This window comes from Vibrio sp. 10N.286.49.C3, assembly GCF_041469545.1.
Classification (GTDB): Bacteria; Pseudomonadota; Gammaproteobacteria; order Enterobacterales; family Vibrionaceae; genus Vibrio; species Vibrio tasmaniensis_A.
Genome location: NZ_JBFRKT010000030.1, coordinates 81,678 through 103,537, shown reverse-complemented (window position 1 = coordinate 103,537; position 21,860 = coordinate 81,678). Strand labels below are relative to the sequence as shown.

General features: G+C 43.7%; 18 protein-coding genes, 6 tRNA genes and 1 pseudogene. 10 read left to right on the top strand and 15 right to left on the bottom strand.

Annotated elements, in window-relative coordinates:
• Positions 1 to 6: 6 nt before the first annotated feature.
• The 10 genes from AB4180_RS14375 to lolB all read right to left on the bottom strand — a co-directional run bounded on the left by AB4180_RS14375 (position 7) and on the right by lolB (position 5,527).
• A tRNA-Leu gene (locus AB4180_RS14375) sits at positions 7 to 91 on the bottom strand.
• A 93-nt stretch (positions 92 to 184) separates the two neighbouring features.
• Positions 185 to 261: transfer RNA gene (locus AB4180_RS14370), tRNA-Met, on the bottom strand.
• 77 nt (positions 262 to 338) lie between these two features.
• Positions 339 to 413, bottom strand: a tRNA-Gln gene (locus AB4180_RS14365).
• Positions 414 to 442: 29 nt separating this feature from the next.
• A tRNA-Leu gene (locus tag AB4180_RS14360) sits at positions 443 to 527 on the bottom strand.
• A gap of 67 nt (positions 528 to 594) precedes the next feature.
• A tRNA-Met gene (locus tag AB4180_RS14355) sits at positions 595 to 671 on the bottom strand.
• Between the two features lie 280 nt (positions 672 to 951).
• Positions 952 to 2,043, bottom strand: coding sequence for a redox-regulated ATPase YchF (ychF, locus tag AB4180_RS14350; RefSeq protein WP_029223110.1), 1,092 nt, complete (start codon positions 2,041 to 2,043; stop codon positions 952 to 954).
• 10 nt (positions 2,044 to 2,053) lie between these two features.
• Positions 2,054 to 2,644 (bottom strand): aminoacyl-tRNA hydrolase, encoded by a 591-nt coding sequence (gene pth, locus AB4180_RS14345; RefSeq protein ID WP_010439162.1) that lies wholly within the window; start codon positions 2,642 to 2,644, stop codon positions 2,054 to 2,056.
• 370 nt (positions 2,645 to 3,014) lie between these two features.
• On the bottom strand, positions 3,015 to 3,959 hold the full coding sequence (locus AB4180_RS14340; RefSeq protein ID WP_012603389.1) for a ribose-phosphate pyrophosphokinase: 945 nt from the start codon (positions 3,957 to 3,959) through the stop codon (positions 3,015 to 3,017).
• Positions 3,960 to 3,986: 27 nt separating this feature from the next.
• Positions 3,987 to 4,862 carry a 4-(cytidine 5'-diphospho)-2-C-methyl-D-erythritol kinase gene (ispE, locus tag AB4180_RS14335; protein ID WP_032500305.1) on the bottom strand — a complete coding sequence of 292 codons (876 nt, stop codon included), beginning with the start codon at positions 4,860 to 4,862 and terminating at the stop codon, positions 3,987 to 3,989.
• Entirely contained in the window at positions 4,859 to 5,527 is a 669-nt protein-coding gene (gene lolB / locus AB4180_RS14330; RefSeq protein ID WP_017103964.1) for a lipoprotein insertase outer membrane protein LolB, read from the bottom strand. The genes ispE and lolB overlap by 4 nt, the downstream gene beginning before the upstream one ends.
• 160 nt (positions 5,528 to 5,687) lie before the next feature.
• Between lolB and hemA the strand changes: the two genes are divergently transcribed.
• The 8 genes from hemA to ybaK all read left to right on the top strand — a co-directional run bounded on the left by hemA (position 5,688) and on the right by ybaK (position 14,029).
• Complete coding sequence (hemA, locus tag AB4180_RS14325; RefSeq protein ID WP_017103965.1) at positions 5,688 to 6,947, top strand: glutamyl-tRNA reductase; 1,260 nt, start codon at positions 5,688 to 5,690, stop codon at positions 6,945 to 6,947.
• A gap of 28 nt (positions 6,948 to 6,975) precedes the next feature.
• On the top strand, positions 6,976 to 8,064 hold the full coding sequence (gene prfA, locus AB4180_RS14320) for a peptide chain release factor 1 (RefSeq protein WP_009848728.1): 1,089 nt from the start codon (positions 6,976 to 6,978) through the stop codon (positions 8,062 to 8,064).
• A gap of 5 nt (positions 8,065 to 8,069) precedes the next feature.
• Positions 8,070 to 8,942, top strand: a complete 873-nt coding sequence (gene prmC / locus AB4180_RS14315) for a peptide chain release factor N(5)-glutamine methyltransferase (protein WP_102250346.1) — start codon at positions 8,070 to 8,072, stop codon at positions 8,940 to 8,942.
• Positions 8,943 to 9,132: 190 nt separating this feature from the next.
• Positions 9,133 to 9,516 (top strand): SirB2 family protein, encoded by a 384-nt coding sequence (locus AB4180_RS14310; RefSeq protein WP_102250347.1) that lies wholly within the window; start codon positions 9,133 to 9,135, stop codon positions 9,514 to 9,516.
• 27 nt (positions 9,517 to 9,543) lie between these two features.
• Positions 9,544 to 10,353 carry a SirB1 family protein gene (locus tag AB4180_RS14305; protein ID WP_009848725.1) on the top strand — a complete coding sequence of 270 codons (810 nt, stop codon included), beginning with the start codon at positions 9,544 to 9,546 and terminating at the stop codon, positions 10,351 to 10,353.
• A 22-nt stretch (positions 10,354 to 10,375) separates the two neighbouring features.
• Positions 10,376 to 11,230, top strand: a complete 855-nt coding sequence (gene kdsA, locus AB4180_RS14300) for a 3-deoxy-8-phosphooctulonate synthase (RefSeq protein ID WP_083784152.1) — start codon at positions 10,376 to 10,378, stop codon at positions 11,228 to 11,230.
• 545 nt (positions 11,231 to 11,775) lie between these two features.
• The gene (gene ushA / locus AB4180_RS14295) at positions 11,776 to 13,437 is read left to right on the top strand and encodes a bifunctional UDP-sugar hydrolase/5'-nucleotidase UshA (RefSeq protein WP_102250348.1); all 1,662 of its coding nucleotides are present in this window, start codon (positions 11,776 to 11,778) and stop codon (positions 13,435 to 13,437) included.
• Between the two features lie 118 nt (positions 13,438 to 13,555).
• Positions 13,556 to 14,029, top strand: coding sequence for a Cys-tRNA(Pro) deacylase (gene ybaK / locus AB4180_RS14290; RefSeq protein WP_009848722.1), 474 nt, complete (start codon positions 13,556 to 13,558; stop codon positions 14,027 to 14,029).
• Positions 14,030 to 14,136: 107 nt separating this feature from the next.
• Here the strand turns inward: ybaK and rluF are convergent, their stop codons facing one another.
• The 3 genes from rluF to AB4180_RS14275 all read right to left on the bottom strand — a co-directional run bounded on the left by rluF (position 14,137) and on the right by AB4180_RS14275 (position 16,343).
• Positions 14,137 to 15,276 (bottom strand): 23S rRNA pseudouridine(2604) synthase RluF, encoded by a 1,140-nt coding sequence (gene rluF / locus AB4180_RS14285; protein ID WP_017103970.1) that lies wholly within the window; start codon positions 15,274 to 15,276, stop codon positions 14,137 to 14,139.
• 177 nt (positions 15,277 to 15,453) lie between these two features.
• Positions 15,454 to 16,035 (bottom strand): DNA endonuclease SmrA, encoded by a 582-nt coding sequence (gene smrA / locus AB4180_RS14280; protein ID WP_102250349.1) that lies wholly within the window; start codon positions 16,033 to 16,035, stop codon positions 15,454 to 15,456.
• Between the two features lie 167 nt (positions 16,036 to 16,202).
• Positions 16,203 to 16,343, bottom strand: a complete 141-nt coding sequence (locus AB4180_RS14275) for a DUF3149 domain-containing protein (protein WP_004736246.1) — start codon at positions 16,341 to 16,343, stop codon at positions 16,203 to 16,205.
• A 255-nt stretch (positions 16,344 to 16,598) separates the two neighbouring features.
• Here AB4180_RS14275 and AB4180_RS14270 point away from each other — a divergent pair.
• Positions 16,599 to 16,675: transfer RNA gene (locus tag AB4180_RS14270), tRNA-Pro, on the top strand.
• A 503-nt stretch (positions 16,676 to 17,178) separates the two neighbouring features.
• Here AB4180_RS14270 and AB4180_RS14265 read toward each other — a convergent pair.
• Positions 17,179 to 17,601, bottom strand: a complete 423-nt coding sequence (locus AB4180_RS14265; RefSeq protein ID WP_017099139.1) for a hypothetical protein — start codon at positions 17,599 to 17,601, stop codon at positions 17,179 to 17,181.
• 121 nt (positions 17,602 to 17,722) lie between these two features.
• A pseudogene (locus tag AB4180_RS14260) lies at positions 17,723 to 18,585 on the bottom strand (TraB/GumN family protein).
• A 404-nt stretch (positions 18,586 to 18,989) separates the two neighbouring features.
• Here AB4180_RS14260 and AB4180_RS14255 point away from each other — a divergent pair.
• A complete protein-coding gene (locus AB4180_RS14255) occupies positions 18,990 to 21,644 on the top strand; it encodes a beta-N-acetylhexosaminidase (RefSeq protein WP_017099142.1) in 2,655 nt (884 codons plus the stop codon).
• The last annotated feature ends 216 nt before the right edge of the window (positions 21,645 to 21,860 follow it).

The window sequence follows — 21,860 nt, the reverse complement described above, 5'->3', positions numbered from 1 at the left end:
AAATAATGGTGCGGTCGGAGAGACTTGAACTCTCACACCTCTCGGCGCCAGAACCTAAATCTGGTGCGTCTACCAATTCCGCCACGACCGCAGCAAAGCTTTTACTCTAGCGAAGAGTATAGTTATATCGACATTGGTGATTCAATATAACGTTGTTTGTACTTTTTCTTTCATAAAGAAAGAATGGTGGCTACTGCGGGATTCGAACCTGCGACCCCATCATTATGAGTGATGTGCTCTAACCAACTGAGCTAAGTAGCCATCTGAGAGCGAAGTAATATAATATAATCTCGCTTCCAATGCCATTATCTTTTTAAAGATAATTACACTTTAAATAGTGGCTGGGCTACCTGGATTCGAACCAGGGAATGCTGGCATCAAAAGCCAGTGCCTTACCGCTTGGCGATAGCCCAACAGGATATCAATTAAGATATCTAAATAATGGTGCGGTCGGAGAGACTTGAACTCTCACACCTCTCGGCGCCAGAACCTAAATCTGGTGCGTCTACCAATTCCGCCACGACCGCTTTATTTCCTAAAAACTCTTTGTTGTCAAAAGACATACGTTTAATAACAAACAGAGTGCTTAGGAAATGGTGGCTACTGCGGGATTCGAACCTGCGACCCCATCATTATGAGTGATGTGCTCTAACCAACTGAGCTAAGTAGCCATTTCCAAATTGTTGCTCATTTCGAGACGTTGCCGCTTCGTTGTGAACGGGGCGCATTATGCGGAGTTGAGTGAAACCCGTCAACTTTTTTTTTGAATAAATCACGAATAAACATCTGTTCGGTTTCTTTTTAGTCAAAGAGGCGTATTTGTCAGCAAGAAATAGGTTCAAATGCCGATATATATAGGAAGTTAAGTTTTGGATAAGAAGCTCTTTAGAAAGAGCGAAAACGAAAAAGGCCAGTGAATTCACTGGCCTTTTATTAGATGTTTATCGGTAATTAAACGTTGAAACGGAAGTGAACAACATCACCATCTTTAACTATGTATTCTTTGCCTTCAAGACGCCATTTACCTGCATCTTTTGCTCCGCTTTCACCGCCAAATTCGATGAAATGTTCGTAACCAACTACTTCTGCACGGATGAATCCTTTTTCGAAGTCGGTGTGGATCTTGCCTGCAGCTTGTGGCGCAGTCGCACCTACAGGGATCGTCCAAGCGCGAACTTCTTTAACACCTGCAGTGAAGTAAGTCTGAAGAGTAAGTAGTTCGTAACCAGAGCGGATCACTCGGTTAAGGCCTGGTTCTTCGATACCCATGTCTGCAAGGAACTCTTCACGATCTTCATCGTCAAGTTCAGAAAGCTCAGATTCGATTGCAGCACAAACAGCAACAACAACGTTGTTCTCTTTTTCTGCGTACTCACGAACTGCGTCTAGGTAAGGGTTGTTTTCAAAACCATCTTCAGCAACGTTTGCGATGTACATTGTTGGCTTAAGCGTTAGGAAGTTAAGGTAGTCGATCGCCGCTACTTCTTCTTTAGCAAGTTCAACAGTACGAGCCATACCACCTTCAGTCAGGATAGGTAGTAGCTTTTCAAGAACCGTAGTTTCGAATTTAGCGTCTTTATCGCCGCCTTTTGCTTTTTTAGCATTGCGGAATATTGCACGTTCACAGCTATCTAGATCGGCAAGAGCAAGCTCAAGGTTGATCACTTCGATATCTTCGATAGGTGATACTTTGCCTGAAACGTGAACGATGTTTTCGTTTTCAAAGCAGCGTACAACGTGACCGATAGCATCAGTTTCGCGGATGTTAGCTAGGAACTTGTTACCTAGACCTTCGCCTTTAGATGCGCCAGCAACTAGGCCTGCGATATCTACGAATTCCATTGTCGTTGGAAGGATCTTCTGTGGATTAACAATTTTTGCTAATGCATCTAAGCGTAGATCTGGAACCGGAACGATACCTGTGTTTGGTTCGATCGTACAAAATGGAAAGTTTGCTGCTTCGATGCCTGCTTTAGTCAGTGCGTTAAACAGAGTTGACTTACCAACGTTTGGTAGACCAACGATGCCACATTTAAAACCCATGATATAAACCTTATTCTGCTTTGAACGTATGTAAGCGATTTTGTGCTTTTGGTAGGCCATCTTTCAATAAGATGTCTAGGCTACGAACCGATTCGTCAACGACAGCCTCGATACACTCTTGCTCTTTCGCAGGAGCTTTGCCTAATACATAACCTGCAACTTTATCTTTGTGTCCTGGATGGCCAATGCCTAATCTAAGACGATAGAATTCTTTATTGTTACCCTGTTTGCTGATGATGTCTTTCAGACCATTATGTCCACCATGACCACCACCTTTTTTAAACTTTCCAATACCTGGAGGAAGATCTAACTCATCGTGAGCGACCATGATCTCTTCTGGTTTAATTTGGTAGAACTTTGCTAAGGCAGCAACAGCTTTGCCTGACAAGTTCATAAAAGTCGTTGGGATCAGCAAACGAAGATCTTCACCATGAACCATGATACGACCCGTTAGGCCAAAGAACTTTGGTTCGTTCTTCAGTGTCACGTTGTGTACACGTGCTAATTCTTCAACTACCCAAGCACCCGCATTGTGGCGAGTTTTGGCGTATTCTGGACCTGGATTAGCCAGTCCAACGAGAAGTTTTATTTGTTGGCTCAAGGTATGGATCTCTCTTGGGATTTCAAAAAGCGCCGTATGATATCACAGTTTATGAAAAAGGTGCGAGCTAGCTGATAGCAACTCAATGATTCAAACTGTGGTCAAATTCACTTTGTGGTCGTTATACCAATCGTAGTAAATAACTGGTCACCCTAGCTAGTTAAAATGCTCGATAACTGCGTTATAATTTTTGATTGTAGAATAACTACTTATAAAAAAATCACGCCTTGTTCTCAAGCTTTTTTCCTGCGCTATTTCTGAACACTTACTTACTGTGATTGGTATTAGATATAAAAAAAGCACTTCATCGAATGAAGTGCTTAATATCTTTTTCAGATTGTTCTGCTAAAGCAAAGCTATAGAGCTTTGATTAGTTGAACATCGCAGAGATAGACTCTTCGTTGCTGATACGACGAATCGCTTCAGCAAGCATGCGAGAAAGGCTTAGTTCAGTTACTTTACCTGTCGCGGCCATTTCCGGAGAAAGCTTGATTGAATCGGTAACAATAACTTGGTCTAGAACTGAATTGCGGATGTTTTCTGCAGCAGTACCAGAGAATACAGCGTGAGTTGCGTAAGCGAATACACGCTTAGCACCGCGCTCTTTAAGCGCTTCAGCTGCTTTACATAGTGTGCCACCAGTATCGATCATGTCATCAACGATAACACAGTCACGACCTTCAACATCACCGATTAGGTTCATTACTTCAGAAACGTTAGCACGTGGACGACGCTTATCAACGATAGCGATGTCAACATCACCTAGCGCTTTAGCTGTAGCACGAGCACGTACAACACCACCAAGGTCTGGAGAAACCACAACTGGGTTTTCTAGGCCACGGTTAGCCATGTCTTCTAGAAGAACTGGAGTGCCGAAAATGTTATCAACAGGTACATCGAAGAAGCCTTGGATTTGCTCTGCGTGTAGGTCGATAGTCAAAACGCGGTCAACACCAACGTTAGAAAGGAAATCTGCAACAACTTTTGCAGTAATAGGCACACGAGCAGAACGTACACGACGATCTTGACGGGCATAACCGAAGTAAGGGATTACAGCAGTAATACGGCCAGCAGAAGCACGGCGCATTGCGTCAATCATTACCACCAATTCCATAAGGTTGTCATTGGTTGGTGCACAAGTTGATTGAATCAGGAATACATCGCTACCACGAACGTTTTCATTGATTTGTACAGCGACTTCGCCATCAGAAAAACGGTCTACAGTAGCATCTCCAAGAGAGATGTATAGACGATCAGCAATACGTTGGGCTAGTTCAGGTGTTGCGTTACCAGCAAATAGCTTCATATCAGGCACGGTGGAAACCTCGGGTTGCGTCCAGTTTTAAATAGATTGTGGGTGGGCTGATTGGTATTCAGCCAAAGTTTCTTTTAAAGGCGAAATGTTTCGTCCTCTCGCGACAAACGCGGAAACTGTGTCAGGCAGTTGCTCTAGCACTGATTCGGCTTCTTTTTTGCTGCTAAATTCAGCAAAAACGCATGAACCCGTACCAGTCAATCTCGACGGCGCGTATTGTAGCAGCCATGAAAGTTGCTTATCAACCTCTGGGTACAGCATTCGCACAATTTTTTCGCAATCGTTTACGTATTCTTGCTCTAGAAGCGTTGATAGTGCTCGCTTCGGCGTATTTCGAGTTAATTCTGAATGTGTGAATATGTCTACAGTTGCTATGCTCACTTGAGGTTTAACAACGAGATACCATTTCTCATCCGGATTAGCGGGTTGTAATTGTTCACCAACACCTTCAGCAAAGGCGGCGTGGCCTCGAACGAAGACCGGAACGTCTGCACCAAGCTTTAAGCCAATCTCAGCTAACTGGTCATCAGACAGGTTGAGTTGCCATAAATGGTTGAGCGCGACCAACACGGTTGCGGCATTTGAAGAGCCTCCGCCAATGCCACCTCCCATAGGAAGCACTTTCTTTAACTGAATATCCGCACCGAAAGTTGTCGATGTATATTGTTGAAGGGCAGTTGCGGCTTTCCAAATCAGGTTATCTTCTGTCGCAACGCCTGGAATTTCAGGTGTGATTGTTATCGAGCTTGTTTCTCGGTTTGCGGTAACCGTAAGTTCATCGCCAAAGTCGACAAACTGAAATAGGGTCTGAAGTTCGTGATAGCCATTATCGCGTCGGCCAGTGATATAGAGAAATAAATTCAGCTTAGCTGGCGAAGGCCAGTGCGTTGGCGTTGTTATCATTTTTTCAGTGTCCACTTCGAAACTACAATGTTGATTTTGTTCTCGTCTTGCTTGAATGACAATCGAGTAGGGAGGGGAATTGTCTCTACCTTTGCGTTGTCTTCACTAGAGTTCTTGCTGTCTTCACCAGATAATAGTGTACTCGGCATCTCTGTATTGCGATAGTTAGCAAAATTCAGGGTCCACAATTGACTGCTGACTTGTTTAGACAGAGATTCAAGCGTGTTAGTGCTGTTGAGTTGGTAGCTGTCTGCTTGGTCGGGAATGCCAAGGAACCATTGTGGTAGGTGATCAATGGGGATCTGCAATCCAGTAAGTTGCTCTACCAATACAGATGCACTTGCATGGGTGAATACTTGATCATCGTAAGTCACGACTTTTGCACCCAAACTGTCGATTGTAAGGTTCAAAGCGGTTTGACCAAGGAAAGTGGTCAGTCTTAATTGGCTTTGATTTGGGGAGTGCTTCCATATGAAGTTTAGGCTTTGGCGTTGCTCTGGAGAAATGTAAGCGAGCTTGCCTGAAGCTTGATAGTTTTCTATCTGTAAAAGCCTGTTTTGGTGACTTTGCCACTCAACGCTGGTCGGTTGTTCTGGGATAGACGAGCAACCCACCATAATGATGGTCAAAAAAATAAGAGACGTGATTTTTCGAAGCTTGCTCATATTTGCTCACAACTTGTTCAAATTTATCTAAAAAACGTCTCAACTATAGCATTGAATTCACGAACTCAGGAAAACAAATCCCGCTTGCTCTTTAAATGGAGCCATGCATCAAGTAAAATTCGCCCCTTGTTTCCATTCCCTGATCGAGAACTTCTGATACATGTCTTTGCTTGCCGTAGGTATCAATCACAATACAGCGTCGGTTGAATTGCGAGAAAAAGTCGCTTTTGGTCCAGATAAATTATCTGAGGCACTTAAGCAACTTAACGCAAATGCACACGTAAATGGAAGTGTCATACTTTCTACCTGTAATCGAACTGAAGTGTATTGTGACGTCAAAGGCGTGGCAAAAAACAAGTTGATCGATTGGCTGTCTGTATTTCATCAAGTTAGCCCTGAAGAATTAAAACCGAGTATCTACATCCATGAAGAACAAGCCGCGATTAAGCACTTAATGCGCGTTGCCTGTGGTTTGGACTCTCTGGTGTTGGGTGAACCACAGATTTTAGGTCAGGTGAAGCAAGCTTATACAGACTCTCGAGATAACAAATCTGTTGATGCTTCAATGGAAAAACTGTTTCAGAAATCATTTTCTGTCGCTAAGCGTGTTCGAACTGAAACTGAAATTGGCGGAAGCGCGGTTTCAGTTGCTTACGCAGCTTGCACATTAGCCAAACACATCTTTGAGTCGATTGCTGAATCAACGGTGTTACTGGTAGGTGCGGGTGAGACGATTGAATTGGTGGCAAAACACCTTTCAGCGAATGGTTGCACCAAGATGATTGTGGCCAACCGAACTCGTGAGCGTGCTTTAGGGCTAGCTGAAGAGTTTGGTGCTGAAGTGATTAGCCTCAATGAAATCCCCGTTCACCTGCATCGAGCGGATATCGTGATCAGCTCAACCGCTAGTCCACTGCCTATTATTGGGAAGGGCATGGTTGAGACCGCACTTAAGACAAGAAAACATCAACCGATGTTGTTGGTTGATATTGCTGTTCCCCGAGACGTTGAGTCTCAGGTAGGCGATCTGAATGATGCTTACCTATATTCCGTTGATGATCTGCAGTCGATTGTTGATGGCAACATTGAACAACGTAAAGTGGAAGCTATCCAAGCGGAAGCTATCGTTAGTGAAGAAAGTGCAGCATTCATGAGTTGGATGCGCTCACTGCAAGCGGTAGACAGTATTCGTGACTATCGCAAATCGGCCAATGAAATCCGAGAAGAATTATTAAGTAAGAGTTTACAATCACTTGCCGCTGGCGGTGACCCTGAAAAAGTCTTACTTGAGCTAAGTAACAAGCTCACAAACAAATTGATCCATGCTCCAACGCGTGCACTCCAAAGTGCAGCAGAGCAAGGAGAACCTGCAAAATTAACGGTCATTAGACAGAGTTTGGGCTTAGAAAACCCTCAATAATATTCGACCTCCAACAGAATAAGACATTATGAAAGCCTCGATTCTAATAAAGCTTGAAACACTTGTTGAACGCTATGAAGAAGTTCAACATCTACTTGGTGATCCCGATGTACTTGGGAATCAAGATAAATTCCGTGCCTTGTCAAAAGAGTATTCTCAATTAGAAGAGGTGACGGGGTGCTTTAAATCATACCAGCAAGCTCAAGAAGATTTAGAAGCTGCTGAAGAGATGGCAAATGAAGACGACGCAGAAATGCGTGAAATGGCTCAAGAAGAAATCAAAGATGCGAAAGCGAACATTGAACGTCTGACTGATGAGCTGCAAATTCTTCTGATTCCAAAAGATCCAAACGATGAGCGTAACTGTTTCTTAGAGATTCGTGCCGGCGCAGGTGGTGATGAAGCGGGTATTTTTGCGGGTAACCTTTTCCGTATGTACTCTAAGTTTGCCGAGAAAAAAGGCTGGCGCGTCGAAGTGATGAGCAGCAATGTTTCAGAGCAGGGCGGCTTTAAAGAGATGATCGCTAAAATCAGTGGCGATGCTGTTTACGGCACAATGAAGTTTGAGTCTGGTGGTCACCGTGTACAACGTGTACCTGAGACGGAATCTCAAGGTCGTGTTCATACATCAGCATGTACCGTTGCGGTTATGCCTGAGATCCCAGAAGCGGATCTTCCAGAGATCAAAGCTGGCGATCTTAAGATTGATACTTTCCGTGCATCTGGCGCGGGTGGTCAGCACGTTAACACCACGGATTCAGCAATCCGTATTACTCACTTACCAACAGGTACAGTTGTAGAGTGTCAAGACGAGCGTTCTCAGCATAAAAACAAAGCGAAAGCGATGGCTGTTCTTGCGGCTCGTATCGTTCAAGCTGAAGAAGAGCGTCGTGCTGCCGCGATTTCAGATACACGTCGTAACCTATTAGGTTCTGGTGACCGTAGTGACCGTATTCGTACGTACAACTACCCTCAAGGCCGTGTTTCTGATCACCGCATCAACTTAACTATCTACCGCCTGAACGAAGTTCTAGAGGGTGATATGCAAAGCCTGCTTGATCCTGTTCTACAAGAGCACCAAGCAGATCAACTAGCAGCACTTGCTGAGCACAACTAATTACTATGCAGTCAGCATATACGGTTGAAAGTGCTTTAAAGTCAGCAATCGTACAGCTTCAAGAGGGCGATAACACATCGCCCTCGATTGATGCTGCGGTACTGCTTTGTCACGCCTTAGATAAACCTAGCTCTTACCTACTGACTTGGCCTGAGAAGCATCTCACTTCAGAACAAGAATCCGAATTCCATACCCTTCTAAAACGTCGCTTAACCGGTGAGCCTGTGGCTTATATTGTTGGTGAACGTGAGTTTTGGTCGCTGCCGTTAAAAGTCTCTCCTTCTACTTTAATCCCGCGTCCAGATACGGAACGTTTGGTTGAAGTGGCGTTAGACAAAACGTATGGCAAGCAAGGTGCGATTCTCGATTTAGGAACTGGTACAGGTGCGATTGCTTTGGCATTGGCGTCTGAGATGCCGAACCGACCAGTGACGGGAATTGATCTTCGTCCGGAAGCGCAACAACTTGCGACAGAAAACGCTCAGCGATTAAATATCACTAACGCCACTTTTTTACATGGCAGTTGGTTTGAGCCTTTGAACCTGGCTAACTCTGAAAAAGAAGCGGTCAAGTTCTCGTTGATTGTCTCTAACCCACCTTACATTGAGAAGAATGACCCTCATTTATCTCAAGGTGATGTGCGTTTTGAACCGATCACAGCGTTAGTGGCTGAAGATAAAGGTTTAGCTGATATTCGATACATCTCTGAAAACGCACGAAGCTTTTTAGAAAACGAAGGTTGGTTAGCGTTTGAACACGGTTACGACCAAGGTTTAGCTGTACGTGAGATTATGCAGGCGCTCGGATATCTCGATGTTGTGACAGAGAAAGATTACGGTGGTAATGACCGAGTGACATTGGGTCGTTACTGTTCATAGGCTGCTGTTAATCATCTTGTGAGCAATAGATGATTAACTTGCTAAATTGATACCTTTAACTCGAAAATACGTTTAACTCGATAATGCATTTAACGCAGAAATACAGAGATTTTACGCAGAACTACAGAGCATTAACGGGTATTGTGTGGCTCGTGTTAACGAAAGACATATAAAAATATAAAGGAATACCATGTACGAAGGTCTAAAACATTTTCACCTATTAACGATTGCTATAAGCGCACTGCTTCTTTCGATTCGTTTCGCTCTTATGATGGCTAACTCACCGAAGCTTAAGCATCCTTTCTTACAGCGTTTCCCTCATATCAATGACTCATTGCTGTTGCTTTCGGGTATTTGTTTGATTTTTATCACTGGCTTTATTCCATTTACACCAGCAGCACCCTGGTTAACCGAAAAACTAACCTGTGTTATGGCTTACATCGCATTGGGCTTCTTTGCGCTTAAGCTAGGTAAAAACAAGCTACTGAGAGTGTTCTCTTTCTTTGGTGCGCTTGGCTGGTTAGCGATGGCAGGTAAAATTGCAATGACGAAGACACCAACATTTTTCGGTTAATTATCTCCTTATTTCGGTTAACTACCTATGTACGAATTTTTTGATGAAGACTTTGACCAGCTAGAGTTAGCTGAAGGTGCATTGATCTTAAATAAAGCGATTAACCCAGAAACTCAAGACAGTTGGGCTGAACAAGAGTTGGCGAGATTGTTAAAAGACGCCGAGTTTGCTTTGGTTAACGAAACGGATGAACAGCAGAAGTTTGAATCCTTTATTCGACTATTCTTTTATGAGTGGGGTTTTGCTGGGGATAAAGATGCGTATTTTTCTTCGGAAAACGCATTTATCGATAAAGTACTTGAGAGAAAAAAAGGCATTCCAGTGAGTCTTGGTGCGATCTTTCTTTATCTAGGTCGCAAGTTAGGCTTCCCTGTTGAAGGCGTGTCTTTCCCAACTCAATTCTTACTTAAAGTGAGTTGGTTCGGGCAAGCTGCTGTATACATTAACCCGTACAACGGCGAGTACGTTGGCGTGCAAACTTTACGAGCATGGCTTATTGGGCATGATGGCCCACTAGCTAAGGTAAAAGCTGAACACTTAGAAGTTGCTGACCACCCAACGATTATTGGTAAGTGGCTAGCGTTACTTAAGAGTGCATTGCTTCGAGAAGAGCGTTATACGCTTGCATTGAAGTGTACTGATCTTGCGTTAACGTTTGTGCCGGATGATCCGTATGAAATCCGCGACCGCGGCTTTATTTATCAGCAGCTAGACTGTCATCAAGTCGCTGCTACGGATTATCAATATTTTATCGACCAATGCCCAGATGACCCTGCATCTGAGCTACTAAAATCTCAAGTGAACGTCATGAACGAAAAGACAGTGGTTGTTCACTAATTAATAATTATTTAGAGAGAATATGATGGAACAGAAAACAGTTCACATTGGCAATATGCCAATTGCTAATGACAAGCCATTTACGCTATTTGCAGGTATGAACGTTCTTGAATCTCGCGATCTAGCTATGCAGATCTGTGAGCACTACGTGAAAGTAACAGAGAAGCTGGGTATCCCTTATGTATTTAAGGCGTCTTTCGACAAAGCAAACCGTAGCTCAGTTCACTCATACCGTGGTCCTGGCATGGAAGAAGGTCTTAAAATTTTCCAAGAGCTGAAAGATACTTTTGGCGTGAAGATCATTACTGATATTCACACAGAAGCACAAGCTCAGCCTGTTGCTGATGTGGTTGATGTAATCCAACTTCCGGCGTTCCTAGCTCGTCAAACCGACCTTGTTGAAGCGATGGCTAAGACTGGCGCGGTAATCAACGTGAAGAAACCTCAATTCATGAGCCCAGATCAAGTGGGTAACATCGTTGATAAGTTTGCTGAGTGTGGCAACGACAACATCATTCTTTGTGAACGCGGTTCTTGCATGGGTTATGACAACCTAGTAGTTGATATGCTTGGTTTTGGTGTAATGAAGAAATCATCAAACGGTAGCCCGATTATCTTTGATGTGACTCACGCGCTTCAAATGCGTGATCCATCAGGTGCTGCATCTGGCGGTCGTCGTGAGCAAACGGTTGAACTAGCTAAAGCGGGTATTGCGACGGGCATTGCTGGTCTATTTCTTGAGGCTCACCCTAACCCGGATCAAGCACGCTGTGATGGCCCATCGGCGCTACCGCTAGATAAGCTAGAACCGTTCTTGAAGCAGATGAAAGCACTTGATGACCTTATCAAAGGCTTCGAGCACATCGAAATCAAATAGTTTTATCTGATGTTAAGTCACTAGTATTAACTAGAGAGTGTTAACTCGTTATTTGATTGTAATAGACAAACGCCCAACTCTTAGAGTTGGGCGTTTTTTAATGGAACATCCGTTTAGTTCACCGAAGCCTCGGCCTATTTGGCCTATGACTAAGCTGTCTGTCTGTTCACGAACTTGTTTTGCAGTGCGTCAATCTACGATAGGCGATTAAATCCTTGTTAACAGAGCCTCTGATTCCCTAAGAAAGCGCTATAGGTGTGTGAGGTCTGTCCTGTTTGTAGTGAATTGCTGACGTTCATCACACTTTATAAGTAAACGATTGCCTGTGATGCAGGGGAAGTTTGAGTGTAATCTCATAATTTTGTTACACTTAACTGTTGATCTATGCGTGACCAATTCGACATAAATATGAAATCGTCGTGTTACATTTAGAATGTTAATTTAAGATTAGTCATGTTGAAGTCTTATTGTTCGAACTCCAGACAAGGAGTCGCAATGGATTATAGAAAGCAGTGGATTCCCCTAAAAAGTTCAAAGGTATGACAATGAAGCAACGCCTTATTCTAAAGACAGCACTAAGTGCTGCAATCCTAGCTACTTTGGCTGGATGTGCGTCTCAATCAGCTCATGATTGGAACCAAGACGAAACTTATAAGCTAACTATCCTGCATACGAACGACAACCATGGTCGTTTTTGGCAGAACAAATACGGCGAATACGGCATGTCTGCACGTAAAACGCTTGTTGACCAACTTCGTGCAGAAGTTGAAGCAGAAGGCGGTAGCGTGTTGCTTCTATCTGGCGGTGACATCAACACTGGTGTACCAGAGTCAGACCTTCAGGATGCAGAACCTGATTTTAAAGGTATGAATAAAATTGGTTACGATGCAATGGCATTAGGTAACCACGAGTTCGATAACTCACTAGACGTACTGCAAAAACAGATCTACTGGGCAAACTTCCCAATGCTATCTGCAAACATCTACGACAAAGCGACAGGCGAGCGTAAATTCCAAGCTTACGAGATGTTTGAAAAGCAAGGTATCAAGATTGCTGTTATCGGTCTAACGACTGAAGATACTGCGAAAATTGGTAACCCAGAATTTATTGCTGGTATCGATTTCCGTGACCCTAAAGAAGAAGCGAAGAAACTGATCGCTGAACTTAAAGAAACAGAAAAACCCGATCTTATCTTCGCTGTGACTCACATGGGTCACTACGAAAATGGTCAGCGTGGTGTTAATGCTCCGGGTGATGTAGCACTAGCTCGTTACCTAAATGAAGGCGATCTAGATATGATCGTTGGTGGTCACTCTCAAGAGCCTGTATGTATGGAAGGCCCTAACGTTGCGAAGCAAAACTTCAAGCCGGGTGATGAGTGTAAACCAGACGTTCAAAACGGTACTTACATCGTTCAAGCTCACGAATGGGGCAAGTACGTAGGCCGTGCTGATTACGAATTCCGTAACGGCGAACTAGAGATGGTGAGCTACGACTTGGTTCCCGTTAACCTTAAGAAGAAAGTTAAGATTGACGGCAAGAAGCAACGCGTTCTTATTCAAGATGAAATCGCACAAGATCCAGAGCTGCTTGAATTCCTACGTCCTTTCCAAGAACAGGGCCAAGCTCAGTTAGAAGTTCAAATCGCTGAGACAAATGGCAAGCTTGAAGGTGACCGTAACGTAGTTCGCTTCCAACAAACTAACCTGGGTCGTTTGATTGCGACTTCTCACATGGAGCGTGCAAAAGCAGACTTCGCTGTGATGAACTCCGGTGGCGTTCGTGACTCAATTGAAGCCGGCGATGTGACGTACAAAGATGTACTGACAGTACAGCCTTTTGCAAACATCCTGACTTACACTGATATGACTGGTAAAGAAGTTCTAGATTACCTAAACGTAGTGGCGACTAAACCTGTTGATTCAGGTGCTTATGCACAGTTTGCAGGTATTTCTATGACTGTCGCTGACGGTGAAGTATCGAATGTCTTCATCGGTGGCAAGCAGCTTCGTTTAGATGAAACGTACCGCTTTACGGTACCAAGCTTTAACGCTGCTGGCGGTGACGGTTACCCTAAACTGTCTGACCACCCTGGCTTTGTGAACACAGGTTTTGTTGACGCTGAAGTACTAAAAGAGTACCTAGAAGCAAACAGCCCTGTTGATGTGAACAAGTACGCGCCTTCAGGTCAAATGGTTTACAAGTAATTGAATCCAGTTAATTGAATCATTAGGTGCTAAATTAGATTGACTCTAGCACCATGATAAATTTAACTAAAGCGACGCCTCGGCGTCGCTTTTTGTTTATCTATCGTTTGGATTTGTTATGACCCCTGCAATCAATCTCGCCAAGAAAAAGAAAATCGCTCACAGTGTGCATCAGTATCATCATGATGCGAATAACACGAATTATGGATTAGAGGCTGTCGAAGCGCTTGGTCAAGATCCCAAACGTGTATTCAAAACGCTTTTGTTCAGCTTGAATGGTGTGGCGAAAGATTTGGCGGTTGCCGTTATTCCCGTCGATCAGAAGCTAAATCTAAAGTTTGCAGCAAAAGCGGCGAAAGGTAAAAAAGCAGAGATGGCTGATCCAGATATTGCTCAGAAAACGACAGGTTATGTGGTGGGAGGAATCAGTCCTCTTGGTCAGAAAAAAGCATTGCCTACCTTTGTTCATTCCAGCGCTACCGATTTTGAAACGATATGCGTGAGTGCAGGGAAGAGAGGGTTAGAGATCGAGCTAGACCCGAAAGACTTAGTACTACTTACGCGTGGTCAGTTTGCTGAACTATGCCTGTAGCTTGCGCTTTCCATAACGATAAACGTACATGATCATAAATAAAACGCCCGCTAGACTAATCTAGCGGGCGTTTCTTTATCGACAGTCCCGTTTTGAAAGGATTCTGACTACTTTTTCAAACCTAAAGTACCACCAACACGTTTCGTTACAGGCTTGTTCGGTCTGTTTGAATCTGGACTGCGGTTTGTCGGTTTACCGCTTCTACGTTCGTTATTGTCGCGATCTGTGCGATTGCGATCCGAACGGTTTTTATCTGAATTAGAACGCTCTGAACGAGAGTTTGATTTCCAGTTCTCGGTATTGCCACCGCCACCGCTTTCACCGTTCGATGAGTTACGGCCACGCTTTGAGTTAGGCGCATGACGGAATTCATCCGCATTGTTACCGCGATAAGTGCGAGTACGGTTCTCGTTTTGATTACGGCGCGCTGTTGAAGTTTGGTTCTCTTCACGGCTATCAAAAAGTTTCGCGTCAGTCGCTTTACGAATGCGTTGACCTTTCGCGTTCATTTTTGACGCATCTTCAGTACTTACTGAGCCTTCACACATCGCCAAGATTTCAGTAATCTCTTCGTCGCTCAGGTAGCGCCATTTTCCGTTAGGAATGCCGTCTAATGAGATGTTCATAATACGAACACGGCGAAGCTTAAAGACTTCATATCCGAGGGCTTCACACATACGGCGAATCTGACGGTTAAGGCCTTGCGTTAATGTGATGCGAAACGAGAACTTGGTCTCTTTCTCTACCTTACATGGCAAGGTAACAGTATCGAGAATATGAACGCCAGCGCCCATTTGCTTCAAGAACTCAGTAGTAATCGGCTTATCTACACGAACCACGTACTCTTTTTCGTGATTGTTACCTGCACGCAGAATCTTATTGACGATGTCGCCATCGTTGGTCAAGAAGATAAGGCCGTCAGAGGGTTTATCTAGGCGACCAATTGGGAAGATACGCTTGTGGTGGCCGATAAAGTCGACGATGTTGCCTGGAATATCACGCTCAGTAGTACAGGTAATGCCTGTTGGTTTATTAAGAGCAATGTAGATCGGCTTCTCTTTTGAGCGAACAGGTTTATTGTCGATCTCAACATCATCACCGGGCAAGACTTTAGTACCCATTTCAGGGATCTTACCGTTAATAGTAACTCGGCCTGCATCAATGAGTTTGTCGGCTTCGCGGCGTGAGCAAAAACCAGTTTCACTGATGTATTTATTAAGGCGTTTAGCTTGGGATTCTTGTGACATGATATTCTCTTAGCGTTTCACAACGGAAATATAGATAAACAAAAAGCAACCTCTGAATAGTTGCTTTGAGTTGGGATTCGTTAACTGAGAACAATTTTAGCACTTGGTGTGAGTCTAGGCACGAAATATCGCTCTTGATGCAAGACCGCTATTAGCTTAATTATCTATCTCAACTTATCAACTGCTGCGCTTTTGATGGCGCTCTCTGTTCTCTAGCTTTTTGTCATTACTCTTTCTGAGCATGACATAGACCGCGCCTGTACCACCGTGAAATTGCTGAGCTGAATGAACACATTGAACATCGTTAATTTGTGTTAGCCAATTTGCCACGTAGCTTTTCATCATTGCTGGTGGATTCGAACGCTCACCTTTACCGTGGACAATGATAACGGTGCGAACATCCATTCTTAAACACTGGCGTAAAAATGAGAGTACTTCGTTACGAGCGTCTTTCAGTGTTTTCCTGTGAAGGTCGAGTTTGGCTTGAATTGGATACTTGCCCAAGCGCAGCTTTTTGTATACGCCTTCTTGTACACCATCTTTCTTATAAGCAATGACATCGTCAGGTTTGATCACTGGAGAGTAGTCTAATGATAAGTAGTCTTTCTCGTCGTCAGACAGCCACATAGCGGCTTCACGCTTAGCAAGGTGAGATTCTGTGACTCGGTGTACTTTCTGGTGTTCGGCGGTGTCATGGTCGATACGTTTAACATCGCCCATCATTTCTTGGAATAGATCTAAGTCGTCATCATGAGACATAGTGTGTATCTCAAGTTGGATAAGGATAGGGTAAGTATACCTAAGTTAAGGCCGGGTTTAAAAATGAAAAAACCGGAGAAGACACTAAGTCGGCTCCGGTGCAAAGCGTTTTTACATCTACCTAAAGAAAATGATACTTAAAAGTAGATGATTTAGGCTGAGCGATTCTAGTGAGGAGATTTTTCAGTCATAACTTTGTAGATGAAGAAGCCTCCATAGAACATCATGAGACCCAGAGCCCCGAATATTACTATCATTGAAGATAGCCCCACCGCATTACCAAATAGGAGTTCTAGCCAAAAGTCCATGTGTATACCTCAAAGTTATATGACACGAGTTAGTGTATTAACTGGTGTTATCAATTCACTGATCTGGATCAATCCTGTTTCATAAGTTAAATACTTGTTGGTAACTGTGTGTTTTTCGTCACATTGGCATTTCACTTGTACGTCTTTTGTTCGAACGATTCGATATTGTAAAAAAGAGTGAAAAAAGCCCTTGCGGATAAACTCAGAATCCGTATTATACGCTTCATCGACAGGCAATCAGCCAGTTAGATATCTCGGTGAATAGCGCAGCTTGGTAGCGCATCTGGTTTGGGACCAGAGGGTCGGGGGTTCGAATCCCTCTTCACCGACCACATTAAGAAAGCCTGCTCAATGAGCAGGCTTTCGTCGTTTTAGATCATAGGAAATAGGATCAGAACCAAGGTGGGGTTCGCCTGATATTCAAAATAAGCTCTTCACCGACCATATTTAGAGAGCCTGCTCAATGAGCAGGCTTTTGTCGTTTTAGATCATGGAAATAGGATCAGAATCAAAGTGGGGTTCGCCTGATGTTCAAAATAAGCTCTTCACTGGCCACATTAAGAAAGCTTGCTCAACGAGCAGGCTTTCGTCGTTTTAGGTCATAGGAAATAGGGTCAGAACCAAAGTGGGGTTCGCCTGATGTTCAAAATAAGATCTTCACTGCCACATTGAAGAAAGCCGTAGCACTCTCGTAATAGAGGGGGCTACGGCTTTTTTGCATTTTGGTATATGTGTCATTCCCTAGAGCGACGAAGGAGTGAGTCGGAAATCTCTTGTTGTTCTAAACATCCCGCATAGAGAAAGGATTGACTCAATAAGCCAGCCGAAAATCTGTTTACTTCACATCACACGTGATGTTCTTGATTGGCGTCTCTGAAGTAACAAAGCAAACATACGCTTCAACAGGGTTATTTCGACCAATTCGAATGTAACCCGCCTGTATTTCATCTTCATTAAACGTCACCGAGTGAGAGTTACTCGTTTGGCCATCGTAAAAGCTCGCTTCAAATTTTCTATTCATTTGGCTCGCGATACGGTTGCGTGTCGTCGATGTAATGAACGTAATATTGGCGCAGCGCATCGGTGGCTTCTCAGTGATCAGAAACTGGCCGCTTTCTTTATCTAACACACCGCCTTTTGTATCCGGTTGAATGTCTATCGCCTGAAACTGTTCGATGGTACAAGTTTCTTTAGCCGTCACTACCGTAGGCGTGAGGATCGCTAGGGCTAAAGGTAAAGCAAAGAGTACTAGTTTCATGAGAACAACACCGTATATAAAAAGAGCGAAAGATAATAACACCGTTATGGTGCAATTAAGTGTAATGATTCAGTTATTAGGTAATGGTTATATTATGAGAAGGTCATGGTATCGAATTTAGTTAGTTGTCGTCACTAGTCTCAAATTGACACCGGGCCTGTTGGCTTTGTGATTGTTGAGTGACATTGAAACCTTTCTCTTCTAACAACTGCAATAAGTTACCTTCTCCTATTAGGTGCAAGGCGCCAACCACAATTAAGTAGCTCTCTTTCGAGTCAAGTTTCCAATCATTGGCGGATAGTTTGTTTGCCCAGTCTATATTGCGATCGGTTAAAAATGCTTTCTCTAGTTCAGGTGACATCTCAGACAGCTCTGCGAAAGCTTCCAGCTTTCGATTAAGCAATGAACCACACGATCAGTTTGGTCAAACTCTTCAAGGCTACTGACTAACCACTCCTTACCGTCGTCCTTTTGTTTTGTCATCAGGTCTATTTGGAATTGAAGCGGTTCTAAGCTGACAACTGGAACATCTTGGATAGTCGCTTTGTAAGCTAGCGTCGCATCAACGCCGCCGGCGGAGCCATAACCAAGTTTTTTTAACTGCTGCATCTGTATCGATAGAGAGGTTGCCCAAGGCGGTGAGTTAAGCAGTTGTTGCGTTGGCATACCCAATGATTTTGATATGTCGGTTAATAATTGTTTTTGTTGTTTGTTTAATACATCAGCGGTGGTCACTTTGGTCGTCGGATAAACGACACCCTCTGTCTTTCTTATATCCGTTTCGATAACTAAGCCATCACTGTTTTTTAGCGCGTCGGTGATTGCCGAAGGAAGTGGGTACATACTTTTATCCCCAACGTGCACAGAACCTAAGATAGTAAGCGTCAGATCATCCTTTTTGGCTTGCCAATAAAGAGGCTCGGCCGCAGCTTGTTTGGCTGAAAATGCGAGAACGAATAAAGTTACGTACAAAAATGTGCGCAAGGAAAGCTCCTATTAAAAGATATGAACTCGTTAAAATTGATTTTGACGGCGTTTTTTAACGGTTTTTTTTGAGAACGATGTCACGTTGTTTGTACGAAAAGTATAACAACACGAATAAACTCTTAAACCTTTCTCCCTACCAACAACACGATTTTATGAAATCCTTTAAAAAGATTGTGATTCAATTCTCAGTTTTTACGTCAAAATAAAAATGACGGAAGTGCCGTAGGTTGTAACTTAATGATTTTAATATAATTAATTTTATCAGTGTTTTTGAGATTTGAAGCTGATCACTTTATTAACCTGATTTAATTCACGGCAAAAAATAAGCCCATATAGTTTATCTAACTTTCGAAGCGCTCCACTTTGCTTCTGACTCAATTTTAAATTTATGGGTGAATACGATGTTGAAGAGAAACTTACTATCTGTAGCGGTACTGGCTGGTTTGACGGGTTGTGCTGTAACGCAAGCACCTGAGCAACAGGTGGTTAATGCACTGGCTGATAACCTTGATGTGCAATATGAAATTCTAACCAATCACGGTGCGAATGAAGGCATGGCTTGTCAGGACCTAGGTGCTGAGTGGGCGTCATGTAATAAAGTGAACATGACTCTGACCAATGACGGTGAAGCGATTGATTCGAAAGATTGGACTATCTACTTCCATAGTATTCGCCTTATTTTAGATGTTGATAACGAACAATTTAAAATCACTCGTGTAACAGGTGACCTACACAAACTAGAACCAACAGATAAGTTCGATGGTTTTGCCGCTGGTGAAGAAGTGATTCTTCCGTTAACGAGTGAGTACTGGCAACTGTTTGAAACTGACTTTATGCCGGGTGCATTCGTAACTGCGCCAAACGCAGAACCTAAGATGATTGCTTCATTGAATACTGAAGATGTCGCGTCGTTCGTAACAGGTTTGGAAGGAAACAACCTTAAGCGTACACCTGATGACAACAATGTCATGGCGACTGCTGTTACGCGTTTCGAAAAGAATGCGGATCTAGCAACGCAAGACGTTTCAACAACGCTTTTACCAACCCCAATGTCGGTAGAAGCGGGTGAAGGTTCAGTGAGCATTGCTGGTGGTATTGCATTACCGAAAGAGGCATTCGATGCTGAGCAGTTCGCTGCAATTGAAGAACGTGCAGATGTGGTAAACGTAGATGTGAGTGGCGACCTACCTGTTAGTGTTGCCGTTGTTCCTACTCAGTTTACGGGTGATTTAGCAAAATCTGGCGCTTATGAACTAAGCATCTCGGAAGAGGGGATTGCGATTAAAGCGTTTGATAAAACAGGTGCTTTCTACGCAGTTCAGTCTATTTTTGGCCTAATAGACAGTCAGAACGCTGAATCACTACCACAACTGTCGATCAAAGATGCACCACGCTTTGATTACCGTGGTGTGATGGTGGATGTTGCTCGAAACTTTCACTCAAAAGATGCCATCCTAGCGACGCTAGATCAAATGGCTGCATACAAGATGAATAAACTTCACCTTCACTTAACTGATGATGAAGGTTGGCGTTTAGAAATCCCAGGTTTACCAGAGCTAACGGATGTAGGGTCTAATCGTTGTTTTGATTTGGAAGAGCAAAGCTGTTTACTGCCTCAGCTAGGTTCAGGTCCAACAACAGACAACTTTGGCTCTGGTTTCTTTAGTAAAGCGGATTACGTCGAGATCTTAAGCTACGCAAAAGCGCGCAGCATCGAAGTAATTCCAGAAATTGATATGCCAGCACACGCTCGTTCTGCTGTGGTATCAATGGAAGCGCGTTACACTCGCCTAATGGCGGAAGGCAAAGAAGCTGAAGCAAGTGAATATCGCTTGATGGATCCACAAGATACTTCAAACGTGACGACTATTCAGTTCTACGATAAGCACAGCTTCATCAACCCATGTATGGAATCATCGACTCGCTTTGTTGATAAAGTGATTACTGAAATTGCAGCAATGCACAATGAAGCGGGTATGCCGCTAACGACTTGGCACTTTGGTGGTGATGAAGCGAAAAACATCAAGCTAGGCGCAGGCTTTCAAGATGTTGATGCTCAAGACAAAGTGGCATGGAAAGGTAACATTGAGCTAGACAAGCAAGACAAGCCATTCCAACAGTCTCCACAATGTCAGTCTTTGATTGCTGATGGTTCAGTGAGTGATTTTGGTCACCTGCCTGGCTACTTTGCAAAAGAAGTATCAAAAATTGTTGCAGACAAAGGCATTCCTCACTTCCAAGCTTGGCAAGATGGCTTGAAGTATGTGGAAGAGGGTGAATCTGGCTTCGCTACTGAAACTACTCGCGTTAACTTCTGGGACGTTCTTTACTGGGGCGGCACTTCATCAGTGTACGACTGGTCAGCGAAAGGTTATGACGTGATTGTCTCTAACCCAGATTACGTATACATGGATATGCCATACGAAGTTGACGCAGCAGAGCGCGGTTACTACTGGGCAACGCGTGCAACGGATACTCGTAAGATGTTTGGCTTCGCACCAGAAAACATGCCACAAAACGCGGAAACCTCATTAGACCGTGACGGCAATGGCTTCACTGGTAAAGGCGAGATTGAAGCAAAACCTTTCTACGGCTTGTCTGCACAGCTTTGGTCTGAAACAGTACGTACCGACGAGCAGTATGAATACATGGTGTTCCCTCGCGTACTTGCAGCAGCAGAGCGCGCATGGCACAGAGCTGATTGGGAAAACGACTACAAAGTGGGCGTTGAATACTCTCAAGATACCGACCTAGTAAATAAGCAGTCTTTAAACAACGACTTTAATCGCTTCGCGAATATTGTTGGTCAACGTGAACTGGCTAAGCTTGAGAAAGCGGGTATTGATTACCGACTACCAGTTCCGGGGGCAAAAGTTATTGATGGCAAGCTAGCGATGAACGTTCAATTCCCTGGCGTAGAGCTTCAATACTCAGCGGATGGTGAAAACTGGTTAACGTACGATGAGCAACAACGTCCTTCGGTTTCAGGCGAAACTTACATCCGCTCTATCTCTGAAAGTGGCGAGAAAGTAAGTCGAGTGACTTCGGTGAAATAATCGATAAGCAACATTAATAGATGAGCTCCCTAACTATTATCTTACTCAGATAAAAGTGGGAGCTTTTTTTTCGTCCAAACTAAGTTCGGTACATTCGTTAAACTGAAACATATAGAAATAACCTTTGTTTATAACGTCAACAATGCACATAAGGTGAGCTTCATCGCAAAAGTGACGCACTTCTCATTCTTCTCTTCAAAAAATAAGTCCGCCATA

Excerpts from the sequence above, each read along its gene's own strand:
- ychF (WP_029223110.1), bottom strand. The coding sequence starts at position 2,043 with ATGGGTTTTAAATGTGGCATCGTTGGTCTACCAAACGTTGGTAAGTCA.
- ispE (WP_032500305.1), bottom strand. The coding sequence starts at position 4,862 with ATGATAACAACGCCAACGCACTGGCCTTCGCCAGCTAAGCTGAATTTA.
- lolB (WP_017103964.1), bottom strand. The coding sequence starts at position 5,527 with ATGAGCAAGCTTCGAAAAATCACGTCTCTTATTTTTTTGACCATCATT.
- hemA (WP_017103965.1), top strand. The coding sequence starts at position 5,688 with ATGTCTTTGCTTGCCGTAGGTATCAATCACAATACAGCGTCGGTTGAA.
- prfA (WP_009848728.1), top strand. The coding sequence starts at position 6,976 with ATGAAAGCCTCGATTCTAATAAAGCTTGAAACACTTGTTGAACGCTAT.
- prmC (WP_102250346.1), top strand. The coding sequence starts at position 8,070 with ATGCAGTCAGCATATACGGTTGAAAGTGCTTTAAAGTCAGCAATCGTA.
- AB4180_RS14310 (WP_102250347.1), top strand. The coding sequence starts at position 9,133 with ATGTACGAAGGTCTAAAACATTTTCACCTATTAACGATTGCTATAAGC.
- AB4180_RS14305 (WP_009848725.1), top strand. The coding sequence starts at position 9,544 with ATGTACGAATTTTTTGATGAAGACTTTGACCAGCTAGAGTTAGCTGAA.
- kdsA (WP_083784152.1), top strand. The coding sequence starts at position 10,376 with ATGATGGAACAGAAAACAGTTCACATTGGCAATATGCCAATTGCTAAT.
- ushA (WP_102250348.1), top strand. The coding sequence starts at position 11,776 with ATGAAGCAACGCCTTATTCTAAAGACAGCACTAAGTGCTGCAATCCTA.
- ybaK (WP_009848722.1), top strand. The coding sequence starts at position 13,556 with ATGACCCCTGCAATCAATCTCGCCAAGAAAAAGAAAATCGCTCACAGT.
- rluF (WP_017103970.1), bottom strand. The coding sequence starts at position 15,276 with ATGTCACAAGAATCCCAAGCTAAACGCCTTAATAAATACATCAGTGAA.
- smrA (WP_102250349.1), bottom strand. The coding sequence starts at position 16,035 with ATGTCTCATGATGACGACTTAGATCTATTCCAAGAAATGATGGGCGAT.
- AB4180_RS14275 (WP_004736246.1), bottom strand. The coding sequence starts at position 16,343 with ATGGACTTTTGGCTAGAACTCCTATTTGGTAATGCGGTGGGGCTATCT.
- AB4180_RS14265 (WP_017099139.1), bottom strand. The coding sequence starts at position 17,601 with ATGAAACTAGTACTCTTTGCTTTACCTTTAGCCCTAGCGATCCTCACG.
- AB4180_RS14255 (WP_017099142.1), top strand. The coding sequence starts at position 18,990 with ATGTTGAAGAGAAACTTACTATCTGTAGCGGTACTGGCTGGTTTGACG.